Here is a 23270-nt window from a genome sequence, read left to right on the forward strand (position 1 = left end):
CTTGCATGTGCGGGATTGTCGGCTTCTTCATTCCCGGCGGCATGGCCGATGGGCGACAGGCGGAAGAGCTTGTGGACCGGATGCGGGACCGGCTGGTGCATCGCGGCCCCGACGATGGCGGCAGCTGGATCGACCGGACCGGCATCGCCTTCGGCTTCCGTCGGCTCTCGATCATCGATCTTTCGCCCGCCGGTCACCAGCCAATGCTCTCGGGCGATGGCCGGTACGTGATCATGATGAACGGCGAGATCTATAACTTCGCCGATATCCGCGCCGAGATCGAGGCAGCGCGCGGTCCGCTCGCCTGGCGCGGGCATTCGGATACCGAGGTGATGGCGGAGGCCATTGCCCTCTGGGGCGTGGAAGCGGCGATCCGGCGCGCCAATGGCATGTTCGCCTTCGCGGTCTGGGACCGCGAGGAACAGGTGCTGACCCTGGCCCGCGACCGCATCGGCAAGAAGCCGCTCTACTATGGTTGGGCAGGAGAGGCCTTTGTCTTCGGCTCGGAGCTGAAGGCGCTCTGGCCTTTCCCGCAATTCGATTTCGGCATTTCGTCCGAGGCGCTGAACGAGTTCCTGCAGCTGGGTTATGTGCCGGGCGAGCGGACCATCTTCGCCTCCACCTTCAAGCTGCCGGGCGGCACGCTGCTGCGGATGGACCAGCAGGCGCTGCGCCGGCGGCAGATGCCGCGGCCGCAGCCTTACTGGGACCTGCGGCAGGTCGCCCTGGCGGGCCTGGACGCCCAGGCTAGCGGCCAGACCGCGACGGAGGAAGAACTCGACACGGTGCTGCGCGATGCCGTGGCGCGCCGCATGGTGGCCGATGTGCCGGTAGGCGCCTTTCTGTCCGGCGGCATCGATTCCTCGCTGGTGACCGGGGTCATGGCGGCGGGCTCCACCAATCAGGTGCGCAGCTTCTCCATCGGCTTCGCCGTCAAGGAATGGAACGAGGCCGAGCACGCCCAGAGCGTCGCCACCCATCTCGGCACCCAGCATGAGGAGCTCTACGTCACCCCCGCCGACCTGATCGGCGTGGTGAAGGACCTGCCTGGCATCCTCGACGAGCCTTTCGCCGACGATTCCATGATCCCCACCACGCTGCTTTGCCGGATGGCGCGGCGGAGCGTGACGGTGGCCCTTTCCGGCGATGGCGGCGACGAGCTTTTCGCCGGCTATGCCCGCTACGCCGCCATCGACCGCTGGCTGTCGCACCGCGCCAAGCTGCCCGGCTTCGGGCGCAGCCTGGCCAGCACCCTGGTCAACAGCCTCGCCCGCCCGGTCGGCCGCGTCAGCGGCACGCGCATGGAGCGCCGCTTCCTGCTGCTCGGCAGCCTGCTCGACCATGGCGACCCGGACCGGGTGCATGAGATGCTGGTGTCGCAGTCGCTCAACCCCGGCGCCCTGCTGGCGGAAGGGGGCGATGCCAACCGGCCGCTGACGGATGGAACCTTCAATCTCGGTCGTTCCTCCGCCATCGACCGGATGACCTTCATCGACACGGCCTCCTATCTGATCGACGACATCCTGGCGAAGGTGGACCGTGCCAGCATGTCCACCTCGCTGGAGGTGCGTTGCCCGCTGCTGGATTACCGCATCATCGAGATGTCCTGGCGCTTTCCGACGGGAGCCAAGTGCCATGACGGCACTGGCAAGCTGCCGCTGCGCGCCTTGCTCTACCGTCATGTGCCACGCGAGCTGGTGGACCGGCCGAAGATGGGCTTCGGCGCCCCGGTGGAAGTCTGGCTGCGCAACGAGCTGCGGGAATGGGCGGAGGCACTGATGAGCCGTGAGGCGCTGGGCCGCCATGGCCTGCTGAATGTCACGGCCTGCCGGCGGCTGTGGGAGGACTTCGCCCACCACAATCGCGGCTGGAACCGGGTGATCTGGAACATCCTGATGTTCCAGGCTTGGCATGAGGCGATGCGGTCGGTGGAGGCCACCCGCTCGCCGCTGATGGCAGCCTGAGCCTAGCGCACCAGCGCCGTCAGGTGCTGGTGCAGCTGCCGTGTGTTGCGCTCCCAGGCGAAGCGCTCGGCGCTGGCGCGTACCGCCTCTTGCGGGGGCGGGTCGGCCAGGATGGCGCGGATGGCAGCGGCGAATGCGGCCGGGGTGCGCTCCCGCAGCAGGCGGCCGGCGGCCGGGCGGTCCACGGCCTCCGCCGCGCCATCCACCTCCGGCGTTACCACCGGCGTGCCGCAGGCCATGGCCTCGATCCAGGCATTGGCCAAACCCTCGCTTTCCGAGGCCAGGGCCATGACATCGGCCGCCGAGAGCAGCGCCGGCAGTTCCTTATGAGGCACGCTGCCCAGCAGCCGCACCCGGTCTTCCAGGCCGCTATGCCGCGCCAGGCTGGCCAGCCTGGCCTCTTCCGGCCCTTCACCCGCCACCATCAGCATCGCGCCATCGATCTCGGTGAGAGCCTTGATGACGATGTCATGCCCCTTACGCGGGATCAGAGCACCGAGGCTGATGATCAAGGGGCCCTGGATACCAAGACGCGCCTTGGCGGCGGCGCGGTCATGGGGGCGGAAGCGCTCCAGGTCCACGCCGGTGTAGTGGACGGCGATCCGCGCCGGGTCCATGCCCATGGAAACCATGTCCCGCCGCAATGATTGTGCCACGGCCAGCATGCCCTTGGCCTTGCTGGCAGCGCGCAGGATCTGCGGCCGGCAGCCGGGCACGCGCCCCCAGTAATGGATATCAGCCCCCCGGGCCTTGATGGAATAAGGCACACCAAACTCGGCTGCCAGCCGCGCCGCCGCAGGGCCGTCCGGGTAAAAGAACTGCGCATCGATCACATCGAAGGCGAAGCCCTCCTCCCGCCAGCGCTGCAGCACCGGCCGCGCTGCCTGCACCAGCAGGGAAGGATTGAACGGGCCACTGAGCCCCGGCAGCACCCGCAGCCGCGGCCTGCTGACACGGACCCCTTTCCAGACCTCATCTTCTGGCAAGCCGCGTAACTGGCGGTAGCGGGACAATTGGTTAAGTGGAAAAAGCGGCATGGCGACCGGGTTCACCACGCGCAGTTCCACATCCTCGCAGGCGGCCAGGCGTAGCGTCTGGCCTTCGACGAAGACGCCAAAATTCGGCTGTTCTTGGTTGGGGAACAGGGTGGACAGGGTCGCGACTCGCAGCATGGTCAGGGCTTAGCACGGTTGGATGGCGCCGGCATGGGGGGATGTGGCGTCACGTACAAGCACTAAGTCCAGCCAGTGCGGAGGCCCAAGGAAAATGGCATTATTCCTCAGCAGGGAAAAAAACACGATAAGTGGGGGTTATCGTGCCATTGAGACTACTGGGCTGTCGCAGATGGGTGGAGAGGCGGACCGTCAGGTTGCTTTGACCTTCTGTGGACCGCGTGAGCAGGCTGTCAGGTGTGACGGGGGGGGGAAGAAGGCCGTAGCGGGTGTTGAGCCCGATGATGTCCGGAGCCGCATCCGCATAGATGGCTGTGTGCCGGAAAGCATCAAAACAGGATCGGATGAGCGCACCACCCACGCCTCTGCGCCGGTATGCCGGTACGACCGCCACCTCGACGAGGTAGGTCACCAGCACCCCATCGCTCAGCGCGCGCGTAGCCCGCGAACTCTCCATGCACCTCTGCCAGGGCAATCCAAGCGGAACCCGTAAGAGCCCGTTCGGCGCGTTCCTGCCCCTCCGCGTCATCCTGTCCCCATCCGAGCTGCGCCACCTTTGGAAGGTCAGTCGGGGCGAGGATGTGGCGGATGTGCACGTCTTGGGCCGACGTCATGGACGACACGATAAACCCTTGTCCTACATGAGGAGGAGGATTGATTCTCCCTTGCGGAACGCTGACGGGAGGCGACATGAAACGCTTCATTAATGGCCGAGACCGTCGTCAATCAAGCCTGCTGCCCGAATGTGTCGATGACTACGTGACCGAGGAAAACCCGGTACGGGCGTCGAGGCGTTCATCGACGAGTTAGACATGGCCGAACTCGGCTTCACGCGCGCCGTCTCGGCTACCACCCGGCGACGCTGCTCAAACTCTACCTCTACGGTTACCTCGATCTCATCCAGTGCAGTCGCAGGCTGGAGCGCGAGGCCGGGCAACCTCGAACTGATGTGGCTGACCGGCCGGCTTGTGCCGGACTTCAAGACGATCACCGATTTCCGCCGCGACAACGGCGCAGCGATCCGCGCTGCTTGCCGCCAGTTCGTCCCGCTGTGCCGCAAGTTGGATCTGTTCACGGACGCCGTGGTCGTGATCGACGGCAGCAAGTTCAAAGCGGTGAACAACCGCGACAAGAACTACACGCCTGCCAAGCTGCAGCGCCGGATCGAGCAGGTCGAGGAAAGCATCGCCCGCTACATGGCCGCCATGGATGCAGCCGACCGGCAGGAGGGCGAGATCGCGCAGGCCAAATCGGGCCGGTTGCAGGACAAGGTTGCCGCCTTGCGCGAGCAGCTCAGGCAGTTCCGCGCCATGGAGAAGACCATCAAGGATGCGCCAGACCAGCAGGTCTCTTTGACCGATCCGGACGCGCGCTCCATGGCGACCAGCGGCAAGGGCAGCGGCATTGTCGGCTACAACGTGCAGGCCGCCGTCGATACCAGGCACCACCTCATCGTGGCGCACGAGGTCACCAATCTGGGCTACGACCGCGGCCAGCTCTCTCCGGCATGGCCCGGCAGGCACGGGAGGCGATGGGCCATGAGGCGCTCACCGCCATTGCCGACCGCGGCTACTACAAGGGCGAGGACATCCTGCTCTGCGAGCAAGACGGCATGATGCCGCTCGTGCCGAAGACCCTGACCTCAGGCGCGAAAGCCGACGGACGGTTCGGCAAGCAGGACTTTGTCTATGTACCGGAGCAGGACGCTTACCGGTGCCCAGCGGGCGAGACCATGAAGTGGTGGTTCAACCGTGTCGATGAACACGGGAAAATCCTGCGCCACTACTGGACGACCAAGTGCCCCACCGCCAAGATGCGCCGCATCCCGCGTTGGGAGCACGAGGGCGTGCTGGATGCCATGCAGGAGCGGCTCGACCAGGCGCCGAACAGCATGTGTATCCGCAGGCAGACTGCTGAGCACCCATTTGGCACGCTGAAAGCCTGGATGGGATCCACCCACTTCCTGACCAGGACGCTGAAGCGAGTTGGCACCGAGATGAGCCTGCATGTGCTAGCTTACAACATGAAGCAGGTGATCGCGATCCTGGGCGCCGGGCCGCTGATGCAAGCCATGAGGACCTGAGGCGTCACGCCAGATCACCTAAATCTCAGCACACGTCGGACATGGTTCCGCAGACCTTCGATCGCTAACATGTTTTCCCATAACCTCGGTCGAACCTCGACATAGCGGCTGATCGCAGCAACAGCCTGCCGGCGATGGCGTAAGCAGACTGGTTAAGGTTGACGACCCTTTCGGGCGGTGTGCCACCGCCGGCTTGGCGGGCCATCATGCTCTCCGCCATTCCGGAGAGGCCATGTCCGCACCGACCCTGTCACCCGTCCGCCACGGCCGCCCAGCCTTGCTGCGGCCCTGCGGATCGGCCTGCGGCCTCTGAACAAGCCCTGGGCGGTACGCCCGCTGGTGATCTTCGCCGCACGCCGGACACGCTCTCCGCAGCCGCCAGGGTCCATGATCGCCTATCTGACCCGGCCGCCGGGTTGAGGGCCGCGAAACCTGCCTTGCTGGAAAGGGCATGGCGCAACGGCGACAAGGCAGCGCAAGATTCGGGACGAGAAAGCTGGAGAAACCCCCATCATGGACCTTGCCCCTAACCAGACCGCGGCGGTCGCGCCCGGGACCGAGGCGCGTGGCCCCCTCGCAGGGTTCCGCATCCTGGAGCTTGGCCACTATGTCGCCGCGCCCTTCGCCACACGCCTGCTAGGCGACCTCGGCGCCGAAGTGATCAAGGTGGAGCCGCCGGGGGGTGACCCGGTGCGGCAATGGGGCGCGCGCTACAAGGGCTCCGCGCCCTGGTGGAGCGTCCATGCCCGCAACAAGCGCTGCATCACCCTGGACCTGAAGAAGCCCGGCGCGCGGGAGGTGGTGCTCGACCTCGTGCGGACCTGCGATGCGCTGGTGGAGAACCACCGCCCCGGCCAGCTCGCGAAGATGGGCCTGGGCGAGGAGGTGCTGCGCGCCGCCAAGCCGGATCTCGTCATCGCCCGCGTCTCCGGCTACGGCCAGGACGGACCGGACCGCGACAAGGCGGCCTTCGGGGTCATCGGGGAAGCCATTGGCGGGTTGCGCCACCTGACCAACCATGCGCCGGGCACCACGGACCTGCCGCCGGTGCGCGTCGGCGTCTCCATCGGGGATTCGGTGGCCGGCATCTATGCCGCGCTGGGCGTCGTCGCGGCGCTGCTGCGGCGGGAGCGGACGGGGCAGGGCGGCGAGGTGGATGTCGCGCTGAGCGAGTCCATCTTTTCCCTGCTGGAAGGTGCGTTGCCGGAATACGGCGCCCTGGGCGCGGTACGGCAGCCCTCGGGCGGCGGCATCGCCACGGCGGCGCCGTCCAATGCCTATCGCTCCCGCGATGGGGTCTGGGTGCTGATCGCGGCCAATTCCGAACCGCTCTGGCGCAAGCTGGCGGCGCTGATGGGGCAGCCGGAGCTGGCCGCTGACCCGCGCTTCAGCGGCAACCAGCAGCGCGTGGCCCATGTGCGCGAGCTGGACGGGCTGATCAATGCCTGGACCGTGACGCTGGACGCGGCGGCGCTGGAAGCCGCGCTGCGCGGCGCCGACATCCCGCACACCCGCGTCTACACCGTGGCCGACATCGCCGCCGACCCGCAGATGCGGGCCCGCGGCATGGTGCAGCAGGTGCAGGATGGCATGCTCGGCCCCATCCTGCATCCCGGCGTGGTGCCCCGCGTGGACGGCACCCCCAATGCGCCCCGCAGCACCGGCCCGGCGGTGGGCGCCGACAACGACGCCGTGCTGGGCGCGCTGCCGGGCTACGATGCCGCCCGCATCGCGGCGCTGCGCGAGGAGGGCGTGCTGTGAGGGCCACCTTGATCGAGGTCGCGCCGCGCGACGGCTTCCAGCCCATCGGCCCCTTCATTCCCACCGACGACAAGGTTTCCTTTGTCGAGGCCGCGCATGCCGCCGGGCTGCGGCGGATCGAGATCGGCTCCTTCGTGAACCCGGCCGCCGTGCCGCAGCTGCGCGACACGGCCGAGGTGCTGCGCCGCACCGCGCATCTGGAGGGGCTGGACGCGCAGGTGCTGGTGCCCAATGCGCGCGGCGTGGCGCTGGCCCTGGAAGCGGGCGCGCAGCACTTGGCCTATGTGGTCTCGGCCTCCGAGGCGCATAACCGCTCCAACGTGCGGCGCGACGTTGCCACCTCCATCCGTGACTACGGCGAGATCGTCGCCGGCCTGCCGGCCGGCCTGCGCCTGCGGCTGAACCTGGCGACCTCCTTCGACTGTCCTTTCGACGGACGGATGGAGGAGGATCTCGTGCTGTCCCGCCTGGACGCGCTGCTGGCGCATCGGGAGGATGTCGAGGTCGGGCTCTGCGACACCACGGGCCGCGCGGACCCGGACCACGTCTTCTCCCTGGCCGCGAAATGCCTCGCGCGCTTCGGGGCGCGCACGCGCTGGGTGTTCCACGGGCATGACACCTATGGTCTGGGGCTGGCCAATGTCGCGGCGGCGTGGCGGGCCGGGATCACCGGCTTCGATGCGGCCTTCGGCGGCCTGGGTGGCTGCCCCTTCGCGCCGGGCGCCACGGGCAATGTGGCGACGGAGGATGTGGCCTGGATGTTCCGCCGCATGGGGGTTGAGACGGGCGTGGACCTCGACGCGCTGCTGCGCTTGGCGACCCGGGCGGCGGCGCTGCCTGGCGCTTCCCCCGGCGGGCGGGTGCGCGCGGCGCTGGCCGACCGCTGCGCGGCGGCCTGAGCGGCCTGCTGCCTCGCACATCAGGGTCGCACCCGCGCGGGCAACCGAGCTTTGCTGACCCTGCCGGCCACGACCGGCTCGCACGGTAAGGTCCTGCCTGTCGCGAGTCTGCCGCACGCCCGTCCTGAGGTGACGCCGACTCGCGCGGATGGCACATCGGTAAAAGCTGCGCCACGTTCTGCCGCTACGGCAGGTCGAACTGCTACTGGTGGGTCATCGACTGGCTGCGCCGCCCGTCCGTGCCTGAAAACGATTCAAAATGTCCAGGGAAGATAATTAAGATGACCATCAACCTGTCCCGCCGCGGCCTCGGCGGCCTGCTTGGCCTCGGTGCCGCCAATGCCTTTGTGCCGGCCAAGGCACGCGCGCAGGAGGCCTGGCCCAGCCGCCCGGTACGGCTGATCGTTCCTTTCGGCCCGGGCGGCGCGGCGGACACGCTGGCCCGCGTCATTGCCCAGCCCTTTGCCCAGGTCACCAATGGCGGCTCGCTGGTGGTGGAGAACCGCTCAGGCGGCGGCGGCACCATCGGCGGCGGCGCGGTCGCGACCTCGCGGCCGGACGGCTATACGCTGATGATCGCCGACATGGGGCCGAACGCGGTGGGCAAGGAGCTGATCCCCGCGCTGTCCTTCGATCCGGTGCGTGCCTTCACGCCGATCGTGCACCTGGTGAATCTGCCGCTGGTATTGATCACGCGCCAGGACCTCGGCGCCAACGATGTCGCCGGACTGATCGCCCTGGCGAAGTCGCGGCCACAGCCGCTGACCTATGCGGCGCCCTCGGTCGGGCATCCGACGCATTTGGCAGACGAACTGTTCCTCAAGCGCGCCGGGGCGCGTTCGGAGGCGATCCAGTACCGCAGTGGGGCCGAGGTGCTGCGCGCCCTCGTCGCCAAGGAAACAGACTGGGCCATCATCTCACTCTCCTCCGCCATGCCGTTCATCCAGGAAGGGAAGGTGAAGACCCTTGCGGTGGCGGAGAAGGAGCCCATCGCGGCGCTGCCGGGCGTGCCGACCATCGCCGCCACCCTGCCGGATTTCGAGGCCACCACCTGGCACGGCATCGCTGGCCCGGCCGGCATGGCGCCGGACCTGTCGGTGAGGATTGCCGGGGTATTCAACGGAATCATCGCGCGGCCGGAGGTGCGGGAGAACTTGGTCCGCACGCAGGGCGCCGAGTTTGTCGGCGGCACGCCTGCGGATTTCGCGGCCTTCATCCGGCGCGAGGCGGACCGTTGGATTCCCATCATCCGCTCGGCCAATATCCGGGCGGAATAGGGAGGGGCATCCCTCGGCGGGGCGGGCGGTGTCAGGAATTTTTTATGGGAAGATCATGCTGTGTTCCCCTCAGCCTGCTGCCGCGGCGAGCGGATGCCCTTAACTGATACAGGGCTGCCGATCACGGCAACGGCAGGTCAGTCGCCCGGTGCGCGCTGGCGAGAGGGCACCTTTTAGATGCCTGCCCGCCTTGGGAGCGGACTTGCTCCAGCCAGCGCGGAGGTCAGTAATTGATGGCCCCGCGCACACCGCCACCCACGTCAATCGCGACACCATTGACCGCGACAGAACGAGGAGAAGTCAGGAAGGCGATCACCTGGGCCACGTCTTCCGCTGTGGGGAGGCGGCCCATCAGCACGTTTGCCGCGAGGGACGCCTCCACTTCGCCCAGGCTACGGCCTTCCGCCTGGGCGCGGGCCTCGAGCATAGCATCCACTTTCTCCGTGCGGGTGAGGCCGGGATGGACGGTGGTGACCGCGATCCCGGTGCCCGCCAGTTCGTCGGCCAGGTTCTTCGCCAGGGCGACCACGGCGACATTGCGGATGGTGCCCACCACGTCGCCGGTCCGCCGCGCGCCCAGCCCGCTGACATTGACGATGCGGCCCCACCCGGCACGCCGCATCATGGGCAGCAGCGCACGGGCACAGCGCAGGTAGCCCATGACCTTGGTGTCCATATGCGACGCCAGCGAGGCCCACTCTGCCTCGGAAGGCACGGGCACCGCTTTCTGCCCGGCCGGCTCGGCGGCGCAGTTCACCAGGATCTGGGCACCGCCCATTTCGCGCTCCACGGCGGCTGCCATGGCGGCCACCGCCGCATCGTCCGTGGTGTCCGCAGCCAGGCCCAGGATGCGGCGGCCTTTTGCGCGAGCCAGGTCATCCGCTACTCGCGCCGCCTCATCCGCGTGGCGGGACACCAGGACCACGCCGGCGCCCTCCTGCGCGAGCAGCCGCGCGGTTGCCAGACCGATGCCACGCGTCCCGCCGGTGACCACCGCCACCTTGCTCTCAAGTTCCAGATCCATGCGTCGCATTCCCTGCTGTTCGCAGCAAGGAGCTTACACCATCGGTGATGCAGCCTGGGCGGGCGAAGTGCAATGCCCGACAAAGGCCGCATCAGGCGCCTGCTCCGGATCACAGGCACTGTTAATGGCATCCGGTGAGCAGCTTTGCGGAAGATAACCGTATGCTGCCGGAGCGCCCTTCATCCGTGGATCGCTACGCTCGGCCTGTCAGTTTGGATAGTAGGCGCTCTTTGATGTCCGTCGGCGCCTCCGGTGCCATCTGACACACTCTTCCCACAGATGCACAACCAGCTGCCCGAATGACATACCGTCCGGCATCATATGCCTCCCCTTCTTGGGAGTCTTTGTACCGTGTCCATATCGCAACAAAAGTCTCATTTTATGTACTCTCGACGAAGTGAGCTTCTGGGACTTCACAGTGCGGTGCACAAACGAAGCGCCGATGAATGGCGACACAGCCAAGCATGGGAAGCGGTGATCTGGCGGCCGCCTGAAAGGACCTCGGGCCTGACGAGCCAGGTTGGCCTCTCAATCAGCGGCTGCCCCAGCCCGCTTCTCGATCGCTCCGTGCGTCTTCGCCAAGAATCATTGACAAGCGACAGCTCAACATTGTTTCAATAAGAAAATGATATGTGGAAACGCCCGTGACCAGACTGGTCCGTGTACTCGCCGCAGCATCCTACGCCACGCTGGCCACCACCATCTCCTGCGGCCTTGCACATGCGCAAAGCCGCGGCGATTGCGAAGCGGGCATCGGCTTCATCCGTGATGCGCAGTCACGACCGCAAGATCCCGCCACGCGCGCCGAACTCGGCAAGGCATTGCGCGATGCTCAGCGTGAGCTGGGTGAGGGTGAATACGCTGAATGCCTAGAGGCGGTCGAGGATGCGCGGACGATTCTCGGCTCCGGCGGGGCTGCTGCCTTTCACCGGGCCGGGCCGGCTTTGGAAGAGGATGAGCGGGTACAGGGGGACCGGGACTTCCCCGTCAGCACCGAGGCTGCCGGTGTGCCGGACCGTGGCGAGGTGGAGGTGCGGGTGCTCGCCGGCTACAGCCGGCTGCGTTCGCTGCGCGGCATGTCCTCGGGCGGGGATGACGACGACGAGCCACCCGGCAGGCGCTCCGGCCGTGACCTGATGACGCCCAGCATCGAAGCGGAAGTCGGGCTCGGCCATAACCTCTCCGCAAGCGTCGGGCTGGCTTATGCCTTCGGCAATGCCGAGGAGGCCAAGACCGGCGAGGCCGAGTTCACGCTCAAATGGAATCTTCTGCCGGCGCAGGGGCTTCGTCCGGCACTGACGGTGATCGGCGGCATCTCGGCTCCCTTTGGCCCGCGTCACGAGTCATCGGAGACGCTGCTGGGCCTCCTGGCCAGCCAGCCGCTGTCACCCGGGGCGAACGCGCCGGTGCTGTATGCGAACATCCTCTGGTTCCATGCACTGGATCGCGGCGAAGGGGAGCGGAGCGATCGCTATGCCGCTTCCGTCGCGCTGGCCGTGCCGGTCGCGCGCCGTACGGGCCTGTTCGTCGGATATTCGCGGGAGCAGGATTCCGAGCACCGGCGCGCCGACCAGTTCATCGAACTCGGGGTGCGGCAGCTTCTGCCGGCCGACTTCATCCTCGCTGGCGGCGTCGGCATCGGGGTCGGGGATAGCGAAACGGATGTCCGCGTACTGTTCGGGCTGCAGAAGAACTTCTGATCAGCCTCGCGGGGAGAAGGCAGTGATGGGACGAGCAATGCGGCGGCGCCTGGCCGGTGCCGCCTGGGTCCTGGCCTGCGCGGCCGCCATTCCTGGTGAGGCGGGGGCGCGCGGGGCCGGTTACCTCTTCGTCAGCAGTGAACGTGCCGATGTGGTCACGGTGCTGGAGGCGGGGAGCTTCGCGCCGGTGAAAGTGATTCCGACCCAGCAAGCGGCCGCAGGGCATGGCCTTCAGCCCCGACCGGACACGCCTGTACGTCACCTCCGGATGTAATGACCGGCTGGATGTCATCGATGTCGCCTCGCTGAAGGTTAGGGCACGGCGCTGGCGGGCGAGTATCCGGAGATGGCGGCGGTGCATCCTTCCGGTCGCATGGCCCGTGCGGCGAATGAGGAGAATGCGGCGGTATCCGTTACTGACCTGGCCAGAGGCGGCATCCGCGCCCAGGTGCGGACCTGTGCCGAGCCGGAAGGTGCCGCGGTGAGCCCCGATGGCGCCCGCGCCTACATCGCCTGCGAGGGGCCAATGCCGTTGCCATCCTGGATGCCGCCAGCAACCGCGTGGTCACGCAGGCTCCGGTGGGGCTGAAGCCGCGCCGCTTCGCCATCTCCACCGATGGCAGCGCGGTATGGCTGACCGCCGAGGCGGCCGGTTCGGTGCAGTTGCTGGACCCGATTAAGGGCGCCGTGACGGACGAGGTGCGCTTCACGCCGCCGAATGTCCGCCGTGAGGATATACGCCCCGTCGGCATCATCCTTTCGCGTGACGGAAGCTGTGCCTTCGTGGCGCTCAGCCGCGCGGGCGTGGTGGCGGTGGTGGACACCGCCGCGCGCCGGGTGGCGGGATACTGGCCAGCGGGGCGGCGGCCCATGGATGTGGTTTCGGCGGGCGGCACCCTCTACGTCACCGATGCGCAGGACGATGCCGTGCTGGCGCTGGATGCCGCGACGGGCCGGGTGTTGCGCAGCGCCAAGCTCGGCCGCACGCCGCATACGGTGCTGACGGACGAGTAAGGAGAAAGAAGGACTACCCGCCCCAAGCCGGCGCCGCCTTCAAGGAGCACGAAGCCGGCGCCGTCCGGCCACTCCTGGGCTGGATGGAGGACATGCGGCTGAAGGGGATGTATGCGGGCAGAGACTCAGCTCTGCTTGAAGTCCAGTTCAACAACGCTGACGGCCGTGGGCGGAAAACGCCATGTGACCGCCTGGCCCGGCCCTATGGGCTTTTCCCTGGGTGCAAAGACGTTCGGTTGGTCCTGGGTTACCACCTGGCGCGGGCGCTCCGGCGCGATTTCAAGAACACGGCCGCCAGTGATGGCGCATCCGTCAATCGCGAAACGCGCTTCGGCCGCTACGTCGTAGCTGAGGTTGGCGACATGCAGGAAGATCCTGTTGCCCCTCCGGCTGGCTGCCATGTCGAGGTCTGAGGGGCCGCCGGTCACCGCAACCGCATGCTCCCCGTTGTGCCGCCCAAAGAGCCGCATGACGGAGCCGGCAGGCGTCAGATAGCTCACCCCGCGCGGCACCTGCATCCGCACCGCCGCAACAGTCCAGCGGGTGCAGTTGAAATCGGCTGCGGTGGCTATCCTGACCCGGGCGCCATGCCGCTGGTAGGTGTTCAGCGCCCGGGCATGATAGGCGCCGGTCAGCCATTCCTCGAGGATCGGATTGGCATTATGCGGGGCAAGGCTCAGGTGCCCTTCAGTCACGGCGATTCCGGCCTGCGAGCCCTGCGCCGCGACAACCTCCTCAAGTTCCAGAAGCCTGGCCTCGATCCCATGGGACATTTCAAGCAGTTCCGCCCAGGCCCGCGCCGGGTCGTCCTGGTAGGCCCGCCCGCGGAGCACCGTGTCCTGACGCTGGGGGATCTGCTGCATCATGTGGATGGCAATATAGTCGAGGTACTCCCCGGCCTGGCGCAGCATGTCTGCCGCCCATATCGCGGGATCGTCGCTGCGGCCGCGGTCGCCCCAGCCAATCAGCCGGATAGACGGGTCGCGGCCGCGCATCTCCCGGGCGAAGGCAATGGTATGGGCAATGGCCTCACTTCTCGTGAAGCCGGCATCGCCGTATGATGTCTCGTTGCCGATCTGCCAGAGCTTGACGCCATAGGGCGCCGTCGCGCCATCCCGGCGGCGGGCCGTATCATCGGGGTCGTTGCAATAGGATACCCAGTCGGCTGCTTCGCGTGCATCGCCCGTGCGATTGCCTTCGCGGGTCCGCGCGAAATACCGGTGGCCGTCGCTCAGGAAATTGACACAGAGAATGGGTGCGGCATTCGTGCGGCGGCAGAGTTCCACGAACTCGGCCGTGCCCACACGATTGGTTTCCCAGCCGCCCCATGCGTAGTTCCGCATCGGCCGCCGCCCCGCCACTGGCCCTACGGCCTCTCGCCAACGATAGTAACGGCTCAGGAGCCCGCCCCAGCGGATCGCACCCGGTGCCAAGTCCTGAACAGCCTCGATGAAGTCGCTTCGCCAATTGCCGGCATCGTAATCCCAGCATGCTTCGACCGAGCCGTCCGTCACCCCGAGCGGTTCCATGAACTGCATGTGGAGATAGGGCGAGATGGGGAAGAGTGGGGTAGGATCGATGCGGACAAGGCCAGGCATGGACTGCGTCAGGGCAGCAGGCGGTGCCATGCCAGCCGCCAAGCTGGAGCTGCCGGCCATTCTTGAAAAGGTTGCTGGAAGCTGTCGGCGTGTGAGCTTCATCCGCCTTCCCCTTTCATGACTAAGCCGGAAGCATGTTGCTGCCGTAAGCTGCTTATCCTGGCGAGAACGATACCGTCAGAATGCCAGGATAGCTGAGGGGCCCAGGGCCTGTTAAATCTTATCCAGTCAGCGGCTGCTGCCAGGCAGAGGATGCCGAGGAAGGATCTGGCGGTCTTCTCGTAACGGGTGGCCATGGCGCGCCATTCTTTCAGGCGCGCCCAGAGGTTCTCCACCCGCGAGCGGTTGTTGTAGATCCAGGAAGGACAGGCGACCGGCGCATCCGTGCGCTTGGGTGGGATGGCAAGGCGTGCGCCCATGTTGCAGATCCGCTCGCGGAAGGCATCAGAAGCATAGCCGCGGTCGCCGATGATCCAACCTGGCACATCCGGCAGGCTGTTCAACAGGCCCAGTGCGAACGGCAGTTCATTGGCTTGGCCTCGCCTTCAACGGCACCGTCCAGGCTTCGTCATCGCGACGTCAAGTCAGCAGAATAATGCCTGGTCAGTGTGCCCGCTGGCTGGCTGTCCGGGAGTTTCCTTGGTCGGCCGCTCTGCGCCCATAGCTGCTGATTCTCCAATGCGGTAACTTCCTGGCACTGGACGTAACTTAACAGGCGAGACTCTGCCTCGGGCAATGGATCACAGCAGGTCTGTCCTCCGTCACCTGACGTTCCTGTTGCAGGAAGTTCGAGCGCTGGCATGGCTCCTTCTTGGGTGAAAAGCGCCCCCCGCCCAAGCTCATCGGCGGCACCCTCAATGGCACCGGCGTGTCAGTGAAGCTGGCGACAAAGCCGGCTCCGACCTTGGCAAAGCGCGGATTCTGCCCAAATAATTGCGTATATGTTACAATATGCGGCTAATGCTTGGCTGCCGACGAGCGCAGCAGAGTCGCAGGAAAATCCAGAGGAGGGCGCCATGGCCATGCTGGCCAAGGATTTGATGTCCACTACGCTTCGGGTCGTGCCTCCGGACATGCCGGTGACCGCAGTTGCGGAGTTGCTCTCGTCCTACGGCATCTCAGGCGTGCCGGTGGTCGATGAAAGCGGAGCGCCTCTTGGGATCATCACCGAAGGCGATCTTATCCGCCGCCTTGCCGATGAGGAGCCTGGCCCGCTGGTCTGGTTCCTGGAGCAGTTTCAGAACACGGGCAGGCTCGCCGGCCGCTTTCTCAAGGCGCATGGCGCAACAGCACGAGACGTGATGACCACTGAGATTGCCTCGGTGAACGAGGACACTCCGGTCGAACAGATTGCCCGACTCATGGAGAAGCGCAGGATCAAGCGAGTGCCGGTCCTTCGGGACGGCAAGATTGTCGGCATCGTGAGCCGAGCGGACCTGCTGCGGGCAGTCTTGCGCCCGCAGGGACCGGAGCGGTCAGCCGATGTGGCAAATGACGACGCCATCCTGCAAGCGGTCCGTGCGGCCATGCACAGGCAAGCATGGGCGGACACGTTCTGGATCTATCCCAGCGTCCGGGACGGGGTCGTGACGTTCTACGGGTTCACGCGCTCCGACCTCGTGCGCGAGGGCCTTAAGGTCATGGCCCAGGAGATTCCTGGCGTGAGGCGAGTGGAGGACCGTTTGGATCCCATGCCGCTCCTACTGCGCGGGACGATCTAAGGCCGCCGCGGCAGGCGTCGGATCCGCGGCGATCTCGCGCTGCGACGGGGTTGTGACCCGACCCCCGTACCGCAATCACATTTACAGGTCCTGACTCTGGATAGGGGACCCATGCAACATATTGTTGCTTGGGGTTTATGCCTCCCGAACGGGTTTGAACGGTTCAGGAGGCTCTCATGGCGTGGGTTGTTCTGGCTGTCGGATGAGGCTTGGGGCCGCCATCAAGCCGCACCTGCCGCGCGGCAGAGCGGGCAAGCCGCGGGCGGATGACCGGCGGGTCATCAGCGGCATCCTGCACGTGCTCAAGACCGGCTGTCGCTGGCGCGATGTGCCAGCAGCCCATGGCCCGCCGACCACCATCGCCACCACTTCAACAGATGGTCCGGAGGCGGTCTCTGGCAGCGGCGGTTCGCCAGGATGGCGGCCTCCGGCGATGTCCCACGGGAACTCAGCCTCGACAGCTTGCATGTGACGGCGCATCGCTCGGCTGCAGGCGGAAAAGGAGGGCGTGGATGCAGGCGGTCGGGCGCTCGCGCGGCGGCCGTACCGCAAAGATCCATTGCCTGGCCGATGAGCACGGCCGACCAGTCGCCTGCGCGCTGACGCCAGGCAACATCGCCGACATCAGCATGGCCCTGCCGCGGCTCCGGGCCGTCACCGCACCGAAGCGCCTCATCGCCGACCAGGCCTACGACGCGCAGAGCCTGCGCCGCTGGCTCAAAGAGCGCCGCATCAAAGCCGTCATCCCTTCCACAGCGACCCGCACCAAGCCCTCCCCACTCCACCGCCAGGCCTATCGGGGCCGCAACCAGATCGAGCGCCTGTTCTGCCGCCTGAAGAACTGGCGGCGCCTCGCCACCCGCTACGACCGCTCGCCCAGAACTATCTTGCCGCACTCGCGCTGATCGCCGCCGTCACAGACTGGATCTGAACGAGGCCGCTACCTAGGCATGGCATGCATGGCCGGCCGTAAGCGGTTGGTCGCTTGCGCCAAGTTCACAGAGCTTTGATAGCAATGCTTCTTCGCAATGATCTTCTGGCCCCGCCATTTCCAATGATGGCCACAAAAAGCTGTTCCATGGACCGATGCCCAGCCTCAGCCATCTCGGCCAGAGAGATGCCATAGGATGTCGTTGACTTCCGCTGGAACCGAGCCGAAATTCATCATGCCAGGAAAACGAACTTGGCAAGCAAGGAGGACATGAAATGGCCTGGAACAAGCCTCGCATTGTTGAAGTTTGCCTGGGAATGGAAATCAACTGCTACGAGAGCGCCGAAGTCTGAAGCCTCTTGCCGCGGCGACGGCCCGTGCTGCTCCGCTGTGATCCGGGGCGACACGGGCTGAGCGGCCGCACACTGCTGTCCGGGTGACCGGTGAAGGTGAATGGCCATGACCTCGGCGGCCAATCCTCCGCTCGGGCTTTTGGCGGAGCTGACGCACCGCTGCCCACTGCGCTGCCCCTATTGTTCCAACCCGACCGAGCTTGAGCAGGCCGCGCAGGAGCTTTCCACGGCAGAGTGGGGCCGTGTTTTCCGAGAAGCCGCCGCGCTTGGCGTGCTGCAACTGCATGTGTCGGGTGGCGAGCCGGCGGCCCGGCGCGATCTGGAAGCCATCATCGCCCATGCCAGTGAAGCTGGGCTCTATACCAACCTGATCACATCCGGCGTGTCGCTCGATGCGCGCCGGCTGGCGGCCCTTGCGGAGGCTGGCCTGGATCACGTGCAGCTCTCGATACAGGCCGCCGATGCCGCCACTGGCGACCGTATCGGCGGCATGCCCGGCGGGCACAACCGCAAGCTGGCCTTCGCACAGCTCGTGCGGGAAGCCGGCCTGCCGCTGACGGTCAACGCCGTGCTGCACCGGCAGAATCTGGATGCCTTGCCGGAGATGATCGAGCTTGCGCTGGCGCTTGGCGCCGGCCGGCTGGAACTCGCGCATGTGCAATACCATGGCTGGGCCTATCGGAACCGCGCGGCGCTGCTGCCAAGCCGGGCCCAGTTGGACGCCGCCACAACCACCATCGCGGCGGCACGGCCGGCGCTGCGGGGCCGGCTGGTGATCGATGACGTGGCGCCCGACTATCACGCACAGCGCCCGAAGGCCTGCATGGGCGGCTGGGGAAGTTCTATTCTCGTGGTGACGCCGTCAGGGAAGGTTCTGCCCTGCCATGCCGCCGCCGGCCTTCCTGGCTTCGACTTTCCCGATGTGCGCACCACTTCGCTGCGCGAGATCTGGCAGCATTCCGACGCCTTCAACCGCTTCCGCGGCACCAGCTGGATGCCGGAACCCTGCCGCGGCTGCGAACGGCGGGAGAAAGACTGGGGCGGCTGCCGCTGCCAGGCCTTCGCGCTGACCGGCGATGCCGCGGCCACCGACCCGGCCTGTGCCCTGTCGCCCCATCACGCGCTGCTGCAATCCGCGCTGGAGGAAGCCGCGGCCAGCGACGGCGCATTCCAGTACCGCGAGATGCGCCGGCAGCCAGCTGCTGCCGGGTAGCGCGCCATGCGGCGGGACCGACGGGCCATGCTCCTCGGTCTGGCAAGCCCGCTGCTGCCATGCCGGCCGGCGGGCGGGGTGCCTGACACGGCCTCTACTCCCCTGGAGGTGGCGCCGGGCCTGTGGGTGATGCCGGGCCGGATGGAAGAGGCCACCCCCGCCAATCTGGATGCCATTGCCAATATCGGCTTTATCTGCGGCGCGGAGGCAACGGCGGTGATCGACCCCGGCGGCAGCCTGGCGCATGGGCGGCTGCTCCGCCGGGCCATCGAGGCCTGTGGCGCGCCGCCGGTGCGCTATCTGGTTCTGACCCATGTGCATCCTGACCACAGCATGGGGGCCGCGGCCTTCGCGGATCTCGCGCCGGAGGTGATCGGCCATGCCCGCCTCCCCGAAGCCCTGGCGCAGCGGAGCGCCTATTATGCCGCGGTGCTGGAGCGGGAGATGGGCAGCGCCGCGGCCGGCAGCCACGCCCTGGTGCCGACCAGGCTGGTCGAGGACCATGCCGAGATCGACCTGGGCGGGCGCCGGCTGGAGCTGCAGGCCCATCCGCCGGCCCATACCGACCACGACCTCAGCCTGCGGGACAGTGCCAGCGGCATGCTCTGGCTATCTGATCTCCTGTTCGTGGACCGCATGCCGGCGCTGGATGGCGACCTGCTGGGCTGGCTGCGCCTTCTCGACGGGCTGCGGCGGGAAACTGCGCCAGGGGCCGTGCCCGGCCATGGCCCGCCCGTGGTGCCCTGGCCACAGGCTGCCGAGCCTCTCGTGGGCTATCTGGCCGCGCTGCGCGATGGCATCCGCGCCGCCATCGCCGCCGGCATCGGGCTGGCCGAGGCGCCGGCCCGCGTCGCCGTGGAGGCCGCGGCGCAGTGGCGCCTCGCCGAGCAGTACCATGGCCGCAATGTCATCGCCGCCTATCGCCAACTGGAATGGGAGTGAAGTCGATGTCATCGCTATCCCGCCGCCCCGTGCTGGCCCTTGGGGCCGCAGTCGCGCTGTCGGGCGCCGGGCCCGCCTGGGCACAGGGCGAGCCCCGGCGCGCCGAACGCTGGGCGGATCTGCGCGGCCTGCTCTTCGGCGACCGGTTGCTGGAGGAGGCGGGCGAGGCCGTCACGCTGACGGCGCCTTACCGCGCGCTCGATGCCGGCGCGGTGCCGGTCTCCATCGCCCTGGCACCTCCCCTGGCGCCGCTGGTCCGCAGCGTCAGCCTGATCATTGACGACAATCCGTCGCCGCTGGCGGCGGTGTTCCGTGCCGGGCCGGCGGCCGATCTGCGGCTGATCAGCACGCGCATCCGGGTCGACGCCTATACCTTCCTCCATGCGGTGGCGGAAACCACGGACGGCCGGCTGCTCCTGGCGCAGCAGTTCATCAAGGCCGCCGGCGGCTGCTCGGCACCCATGAGCAGCGACCTCCGGGCTGCGCGCGAGCGGATGGGCCGTGCCCGCCTGACCCTGCCGGAAGGGCCGCCGGCGGAAGGCCGGCCCGTGCCGGTGCAGGTGGCGCTCAGCCATCCGAATACCTCCGGGCTGCAGATCGACCAGGTCAGCCGCCTCTCGATCCCGGCCGAGTTCGTCAGGCATCTGCGCATCAGCTATGGCGGCGCCGTCGCCCTGGATATTGAGAGCGATATCTCCATCGCGGAGAACCCGACCTTCGGCTTCATGCTGGCTGGCGACCCGAATGGCGAATTGCTGCTGGAGGCCGAGGACAACCGCGACCGCCATTTCTCCGGCCGCTGGAAGCTGCAATCCGCCGGCTGATGCCGGCGGCCTGCCTCATCCGGGTGCCGCGTCCTGGCTGGGTGTGGCCAGCACCCGGTTGCGCAGCAGCCAGCGCGCGGCCCTTTGCCAGCTTTCATCGGTATTGCCACGGAAATCCGCGGTCCAGGTGCCGCGCACCGCGCCCGACGGTACCTCGCGCAGGATCAGCGTCATCTTCAGGATCAAGGTGCTGACCTTGTGCACGAGCCCGACCAAGGCCAGATCGGCGCCGCTTTGCGTCGCCTTGGTGATGGCGCAATCGTCGCAACGCTGCAGCTCGGCGCTGGCCGGCGCGGGCAGGGAGACCACCTTGTAGCGGCCGGAAGCCGAGATGCGGTCGCGCAATTCCGCCGTCACCTTCTGCAGCCGTGCATCCTGCTCCGGCTGCGCCGGTTCGCCCGAGGTGTCGTAGAGTTCGAGGTCGAAGACAGCCAGGCTTGGCGGATCGGCCGCCCATGCCGGCTGCGCGGCCGCCAGTCCGGCCAGCAGCAGCATCGTGGTTCTTCGCCACATCGTGCGTCCTCCCATCAAGGAAGCATTGATGATTCGGAACGAGGCGCGCAAGATCGATTGCAAGAAGCCGGGCCGCAGAACGCGGCATACGGTCAAAGGACGGGGAGGATCTGGCTTGCCGGCAGTCCGCGCCCTCGCGGCGGTGCTTCTCTCCCTGCTTGCCGCCCAGCCGGCGGCAGGTGCGGAAGCCACGTTGCAGATCGGCTATCTTGGCCTCTCCATCAAGCATCAGATGCCCAATAGCTTCCTGGACCCGCCGCCCGATGATGAGGGCGTGCAGGGGGCGCGGCTCGGCATCGCCGACAACGCCACCACCGGCCGCTTCACCGGGCAGCGTTTCGAGTTGCAGGAGAAGCGCGTCAACGACCCGGAGGCCGTTGCCCCGGCGCTGCGCGAGCTGGCGGCTGCCGGCATCCGGCTCGTTGTCGCCGATCTGCCGGCGGCACAGTTGCTGGAAGTCGCCGACATGCCGGAAGCGCGCGGCATGACCCTGTTCAACACGCGGGCGCCAGATGACGCCCTGCGCAATGAAAGCTGCCGACGCGGCGTGCTGCACATGCTGCCGTCGCGCGCCATGCTGGCCGATGCGCTGGCGCAGTTCCTGGTAGCGCGTCGCTGGCGCAACATCGTGCTGGTGGTCGGCCCTTCCGAGGATGACAAGCTTTATGCCGAGGCCATCCGCAACGCGGCGCGCAAGTTCCAGCTGCGGATCGTGGCCGACAAGCCCTGGACCTTTGACCCCGGCGCGCGGCGTGTCGATACCGGCCATTACGGCGCCGCCGCCGAGGTCGCGCGCTTCACCCAGGGCATGCCCGCGCATGACATGGTCGTGGTGGCGGACGAGGCCGGCGACTGGGGTGACGAGATCGCCTACCGCACCACGGAGCCCCGGCCGGTGGCCGGGACGCAGGGCCTGGTGCCGACGAGCTGGGCACGCCCGCATGAGCAATGGGGCGCGACGCAGTTGCAGCGCCGCTTCCGCGCCCGCGCGCAGCGCTGGATGCTGCCGGACGACTATGCCTCCTGGCTGGCGCTGCGCACCATTGGTGAGGCCGCCACGCGCAGCCGCTCCACCGATCCGGAGGCCGTGATGGCGCGCATCCGCGAGCCGGGCTTCGAGCTGGCCGGCTTCAAGGGCGTGCCGCTGTCCTTCCGGGACTGGGACGGACAGCTGCGCCAGCCGGTGCTGCTGGCGCAGGAGCATGCGCTGGTTACGGTCTCGCCCCAGCCAGGCTTCCAGCACCAGTTCTCGGAACTGGACACCCTCGGAACAGACAGGCCGGAGACGAAATGCCGATTCCGCTGACCTCCTGGCGCAGCGCCATCCTGGCCCTGCCGCTGCTGCTAGCCTTCCCCCTGCACGCCGAAACCATCCTGGTCTCCAACGAGAAGGACAACAGCATCACGGTGCTGGATGGCGCCACGTTGGAGGTGACGCGGACGGTAGCAGTGGGCGAAAGGCCGCGCGGCATCGCCCTCTCGACCGATGGCCGCTACCTGTTTGTCTGTGTCGGCGACAGTGACCGCATCGATGTGCTCGACCTGAACTCCTGGCGCGTGGTGCAGCATCTGCCGAGCGGTTCCGACCCGGAGCTGCTGGCGGTGCATCCCGATGGCCGCCGCCTGTATGTCGCCAATGAGGACGACAACCTCGTCACCGTGGTCGATGTGGAGCAGCGCGCCGTGCTGACCGAGATCCCGGTGGGCGTCGAGCCGGAGGGAATGGGGCTGAGCCCCGATGGCCGCTTCCTGGTCAATACCTCCGAAACCACCAACATGGCGCATTTCATCGATACCGAGAGCCTGGAGATCATCGCCAATGTCATGGTGGGCTCGCGCCCGCGCGCGGCGGTCTGGCAGGCGGATGGGAAGCGGGTCTGGGTCTCGGCCGAGATCGGCGGCACCATCAGCGTGATCGACGCGGCGAACCATGCCATCGCCGGCACGGTGGAATTCCAGGTGCCGGGCGTGCCGCGGGAAGCGGTGCAGCCGGTGGGCATGGTCTTCTCGGCGGATGGCGCCACCCTTTACGTCGCCTTGGGCCCCGCCAACCGCGTCGCCATGGTCGATGCGCGCAGCCTGCAGGTGCAGCGCTACCTGCTGGTCGGGCAGCGGGTCTGGAACCTGGCCCTCTCCCCCGACGGCTCGCGGATCTACACCACCAACGGCGTCAGCAACGACATCTCGGTGATCGATGTCGCCTCCAGCCGGGTGGTGCGCTCGGTGCCGGTGGGCCGCTCGCCCTGGGGCATCGTGGCGCGGCGATGACCATCGCCACGCC

General features: G+C 67.3%; 18 protein-coding genes and 3 pseudogenes. 15 read left to right on the forward strand and 6 right to left on the reverse strand.

Translation table 11 applies throughout. The annotated features are described in order from the left end of the window. The first annotated feature begins 5 nt into the window (after positions 1–5). The gene (gene asnB / locus EBE87_RS21135; RefSeq protein WP_120638291.1) at positions 6–1964 is read left to right on the forward strand and encodes an asparagine synthase (glutamine-hydrolyzing); all 1959 of its coding nucleotides are present in this window, start codon (positions 6–8) and stop codon (positions 1962–1964) included. A gap of 2 nt (positions 1965–1966) precedes the next feature. Here asnB and EBE87_RS21140 read toward each other — a convergent pair whose 3' ends face one another. Further along, the gene (locus tag EBE87_RS21140; RefSeq protein ID WP_120638292.1) at positions 1967–3136 is read right to left on the reverse strand and encodes a glycosyltransferase; all 1170 of its coding nucleotides are present in this window, start codon (positions 3134–3136) and stop codon (positions 1967–1969) included. A 100-nt stretch (positions 3137–3236) separates the two neighbouring features. Then, positions 3237–3665 carry a GNAT family N-acetyltransferase gene (locus EBE87_RS30495; protein ID WP_120638293.1) on the reverse strand — a complete coding sequence of 143 codons (429 nt, stop codon included), beginning with the start codon at positions 3663–3665 and terminating at the stop codon, positions 3237–3239. Between the two features lie 161 nt (positions 3666–3826). Between EBE87_RS30495 and EBE87_RS21150 the strand changes: the two are divergent. The 4 genes and pseudogenes from EBE87_RS21150 to EBE87_RS21165 all read left to right on the forward strand — a co-directional run bounded on the left by EBE87_RS21150 (position 3827) and on the right by EBE87_RS21165 (position 9156). After that, a pseudogene (locus EBE87_RS21150) lies at positions 3827–5219 on the forward strand (IS1182 family transposase). Positions 5220–5732: 513 nt separating this feature from the next. Next, positions 5733–6980: a CaiB/BaiF CoA transferase family protein gene (locus EBE87_RS21155; protein WP_120638294.1), complete on the forward strand. Its 1248-nt coding sequence runs from the start codon at positions 5733–5735 to the stop codon at positions 6978–6980. Then, complete coding sequence (locus EBE87_RS21160) at positions 6977–7879, forward strand: hydroxymethylglutaryl-CoA lyase (RefSeq protein WP_122140113.1); 903 nt, start codon at positions 6977–6979, stop codon at positions 7877–7879. The genes EBE87_RS21155 and EBE87_RS21160 overlap by 4 nt, the downstream gene beginning before the upstream one ends. 281 nt (positions 7880–8160) lie before the next feature. Beyond that, positions 8161–9156, forward strand: a complete 996-nt coding sequence (locus tag EBE87_RS21165) for a Bug family tripartite tricarboxylate transporter substrate binding protein (RefSeq protein WP_120638322.1) — start codon at positions 8161–8163, stop codon at positions 9154–9156. A 223-nt stretch (positions 9157–9379) separates the two neighbouring features. On the opposite strand, the gene EBE87_RS21170 is transcribed toward EBE87_RS21165, so the two are convergent. Further along, the gene (locus tag EBE87_RS21170) at positions 9380–10180 is read right to left on the reverse strand and encodes an SDR family NAD(P)-dependent oxidoreductase (RefSeq protein ID WP_120638323.1); all 801 of its coding nucleotides are present in this window, start codon (positions 10178–10180) and stop codon (positions 9380–9382) included. Between the two features lie 644 nt (positions 10181–10824). Between EBE87_RS21170 and EBE87_RS21175 the strand changes: the two genes are divergently transcribed. Further along, positions 10825–11880, forward strand: a complete 1056-nt coding sequence (locus tag EBE87_RS21175) for a hypothetical protein (RefSeq protein WP_120638324.1) — start codon at positions 10825–10827, stop codon at positions 11878–11880. A gap of 561 nt (positions 11881–12441) precedes the next feature. Beyond that, on the forward strand, positions 12442–12894 hold the full coding sequence (locus EBE87_RS29110) for a beta-propeller fold lactonase family protein (RefSeq protein WP_158600871.1): 453 nt from the start codon (positions 12442–12444) through the stop codon (positions 12892–12894). 125 nt (positions 12895–13019) lie between these two features. On the opposite strand, the gene EBE87_RS21190 is transcribed toward EBE87_RS29110, so the two are convergent. Next, positions 13020–14594, reverse strand: coding sequence for an alpha-L-arabinofuranosidase (locus EBE87_RS21190; protein WP_147426053.1), 1575 nt, complete (start codon positions 14592–14594; stop codon positions 13020–13022). A gap of 116 nt (positions 14595–14710) precedes the next feature. Beyond that, a pseudogene (locus EBE87_RS21195) lies at positions 14711–15031 on the reverse strand (transposase); the annotation flags it as partial. A gap of 477 nt (positions 15032–15508) precedes the next feature. On the opposite strand from EBE87_RS21195, the gene EBE87_RS21200 reads away from it, so the two are divergent. The 6 genes and pseudogenes from EBE87_RS21200 (at position 15509) to EBE87_RS21225 (ending at position 20476) form a co-directional block, all read left to right on the forward strand. Further along, positions 15509–16213 (forward strand): CBS domain-containing protein, encoded by a 705-nt coding sequence (locus tag EBE87_RS21200; protein ID WP_158600873.1) that lies wholly within the window; start codon positions 15509–15511, stop codon positions 16211–16213. A gap of 186 nt (positions 16214–16399) precedes the next feature. Beyond that, positions 16400–17144: pseudogene (locus tag EBE87_RS21205) on the forward strand (IS5 family transposase). Positions 17145–17419: 275 nt separating this feature from the next. Continuing rightward, the gene (gene pqqA / locus EBE87_RS30500; RefSeq protein ID WP_120638347.1) at positions 17420–17497 is read left to right on the forward strand and encodes a pyrroloquinoline quinone precursor peptide PqqA; all 78 of its coding nucleotides are present in this window, start codon (positions 17420–17422) and stop codon (positions 17495–17497) included. 106 nt (positions 17498–17603) lie between these two features. Then, entirely contained in the window at positions 17604–18710 is a 1107-nt protein-coding gene (gene pqqE / locus EBE87_RS21215) for a pyrroloquinoline quinone biosynthesis protein PqqE (RefSeq protein WP_199707351.1), read from the forward strand. Between the two features lie 27 nt (positions 18711–18737). Next, the gene (locus EBE87_RS21220) at positions 18738–19652 is read left to right on the forward strand and encodes a quinoprotein relay system zinc metallohydrolase 2 (protein ID WP_158600874.1); all 915 of its coding nucleotides are present in this window, start codon (positions 18738–18740) and stop codon (positions 19650–19652) included. Positions 19653–19657: 5 nt separating this feature from the next. After that, entirely contained in the window at positions 19658–20476 is an 819-nt protein-coding gene (locus tag EBE87_RS21225; protein ID WP_158600875.1) for a quinoprotein dehydrogenase-associated SoxYZ-like carrier, read from the forward strand. A 15-nt stretch (positions 20477–20491) separates the two neighbouring features. Here the strand turns inward: EBE87_RS21225 and EBE87_RS21230 are convergent, their stop codons facing one another. Further along, positions 20492–20971: a DUF3280 domain-containing protein gene (locus EBE87_RS21230; RefSeq protein ID WP_120638332.1), complete on the reverse strand. Its 480-nt coding sequence runs from the start codon at positions 20969–20971 to the stop codon at positions 20492–20494. Between the two features lie 133 nt (positions 20972–21104). Between EBE87_RS21230 and EBE87_RS21235 the strand changes: the two genes are divergently transcribed. Further along, entirely contained in the window at positions 21105–22295 is a 1191-nt protein-coding gene (locus tag EBE87_RS21235) for an ABC transporter substrate-binding protein (protein ID WP_233553195.1), read from the forward strand. Next, positions 22280–23257 carry a PQQ-dependent catabolism-associated beta-propeller protein gene (locus EBE87_RS21240; protein WP_120638334.1) on the forward strand — a complete coding sequence of 326 codons (978 nt, stop codon included), beginning with the start codon at positions 22280–22282 and terminating at the stop codon, positions 23255–23257. Before EBE87_RS21235 ends, EBE87_RS21240 begins: the two co-directional genes overlap by 16 nt. Positions 23258–23270 lie beyond the last annotated feature (13 nt).

Source organism: Teichococcus wenyumeiae, assembly GCF_003696345.1.
Classification (GTDB): domain Bacteria; phylum Pseudomonadota; class Alphaproteobacteria; order Acetobacterales; family Acetobacteraceae; genus Pseudoroseomonas; species Pseudoroseomonas wenyumeiae.

What these genes read in the sequence shown, in the direction of transcription:
- pqqE (WP_199707351.1), top strand. Translation starts at nt 17,604, where the DNA reads ATGACCTCGGCGGCCAATCCTCCGCTCGGGCTTTTGGCGGAGCTGACG.
- EBE87_RS21165 (WP_120638322.1), top strand. Translation starts at nt 8,161, where the DNA reads ATGACCATCAACCTGTCCCGCCGCGGCCTCGGCGGCCTGCTTGGCCTC.
- EBE87_RS21155 (WP_120638294.1), top strand. Translation starts at nt 5,733, where the DNA reads ATGGACCTTGCCCCTAACCAGACCGCGGCGGTCGCGCCCGGGACCGAG.
- EBE87_RS21200 (WP_158600873.1), top strand. Translation starts at nt 15,509, where the DNA reads ATGGCCATGCTGGCCAAGGATTTGATGTCCACTACGCTTCGGGTCGTG.
- EBE87_RS21230 (WP_120638332.1), bottom strand. Translation starts at nt 20,971, where the DNA reads ATGCTGCTGCTGGCCGGACTGGCGGCCGCGCAGCCGGCATGGGCGGCC.
- EBE87_RS21220 (WP_158600874.1), top strand. Translation starts at nt 18,738, where the DNA reads ATGCTCCTCGGTCTGGCAAGCCCGCTGCTGCCATGCCGGCCGGCGGGC.
- asnB (WP_120638291.1), top strand. Translation starts at nt 6, where the DNA reads ATGTGCGGGATTGTCGGCTTCTTCATTCCCGGCGGCATGGCCGATGGG.
- pqqA (WP_120638347.1), top strand. Translation starts at nt 17,420, where the DNA reads ATGGCCTGGAACAAGCCTCGCATTGTTGAAGTTTGCCTGGGAATGGAA.
- EBE87_RS21240 (WP_120638334.1), top strand. Translation starts at nt 22,280, where the DNA reads ATGCCGATTCCGCTGACCTCCTGGCGCAGCGCCATCCTGGCCCTGCCG.
- EBE87_RS21170 (WP_120638323.1), bottom strand. Translation starts at nt 10,180, where the DNA reads ATGGATCTGGAACTTGAGAGCAAGGTGGCGGTGGTCACCGGCGGGACG.
- EBE87_RS21140 (WP_120638292.1), bottom strand. Translation starts at nt 3,136, where the DNA reads ATGCTGCGAGTCGCGACCCTGTCCACCCTGTTCCCCAACCAAGAACAG.
- EBE87_RS21225 (WP_158600875.1), top strand. Translation starts at nt 19,658, where the DNA reads ATGTCATCGCTATCCCGCCGCCCCGTGCTGGCCCTTGGGGCCGCAGTC.
- EBE87_RS30495 (WP_120638293.1), bottom strand. Translation starts at nt 3,665, where the DNA reads ATGACGCGGAGGGGCAGGAACGCGCCGAACGGGCTCTTACGGGTTCCG.
- EBE87_RS21190 (WP_147426053.1), bottom strand. Translation starts at nt 14,594, where the DNA reads ATGAAGCTCACACGCCGACAGCTTCCAGCAACCTTTTCAAGAATGGCC.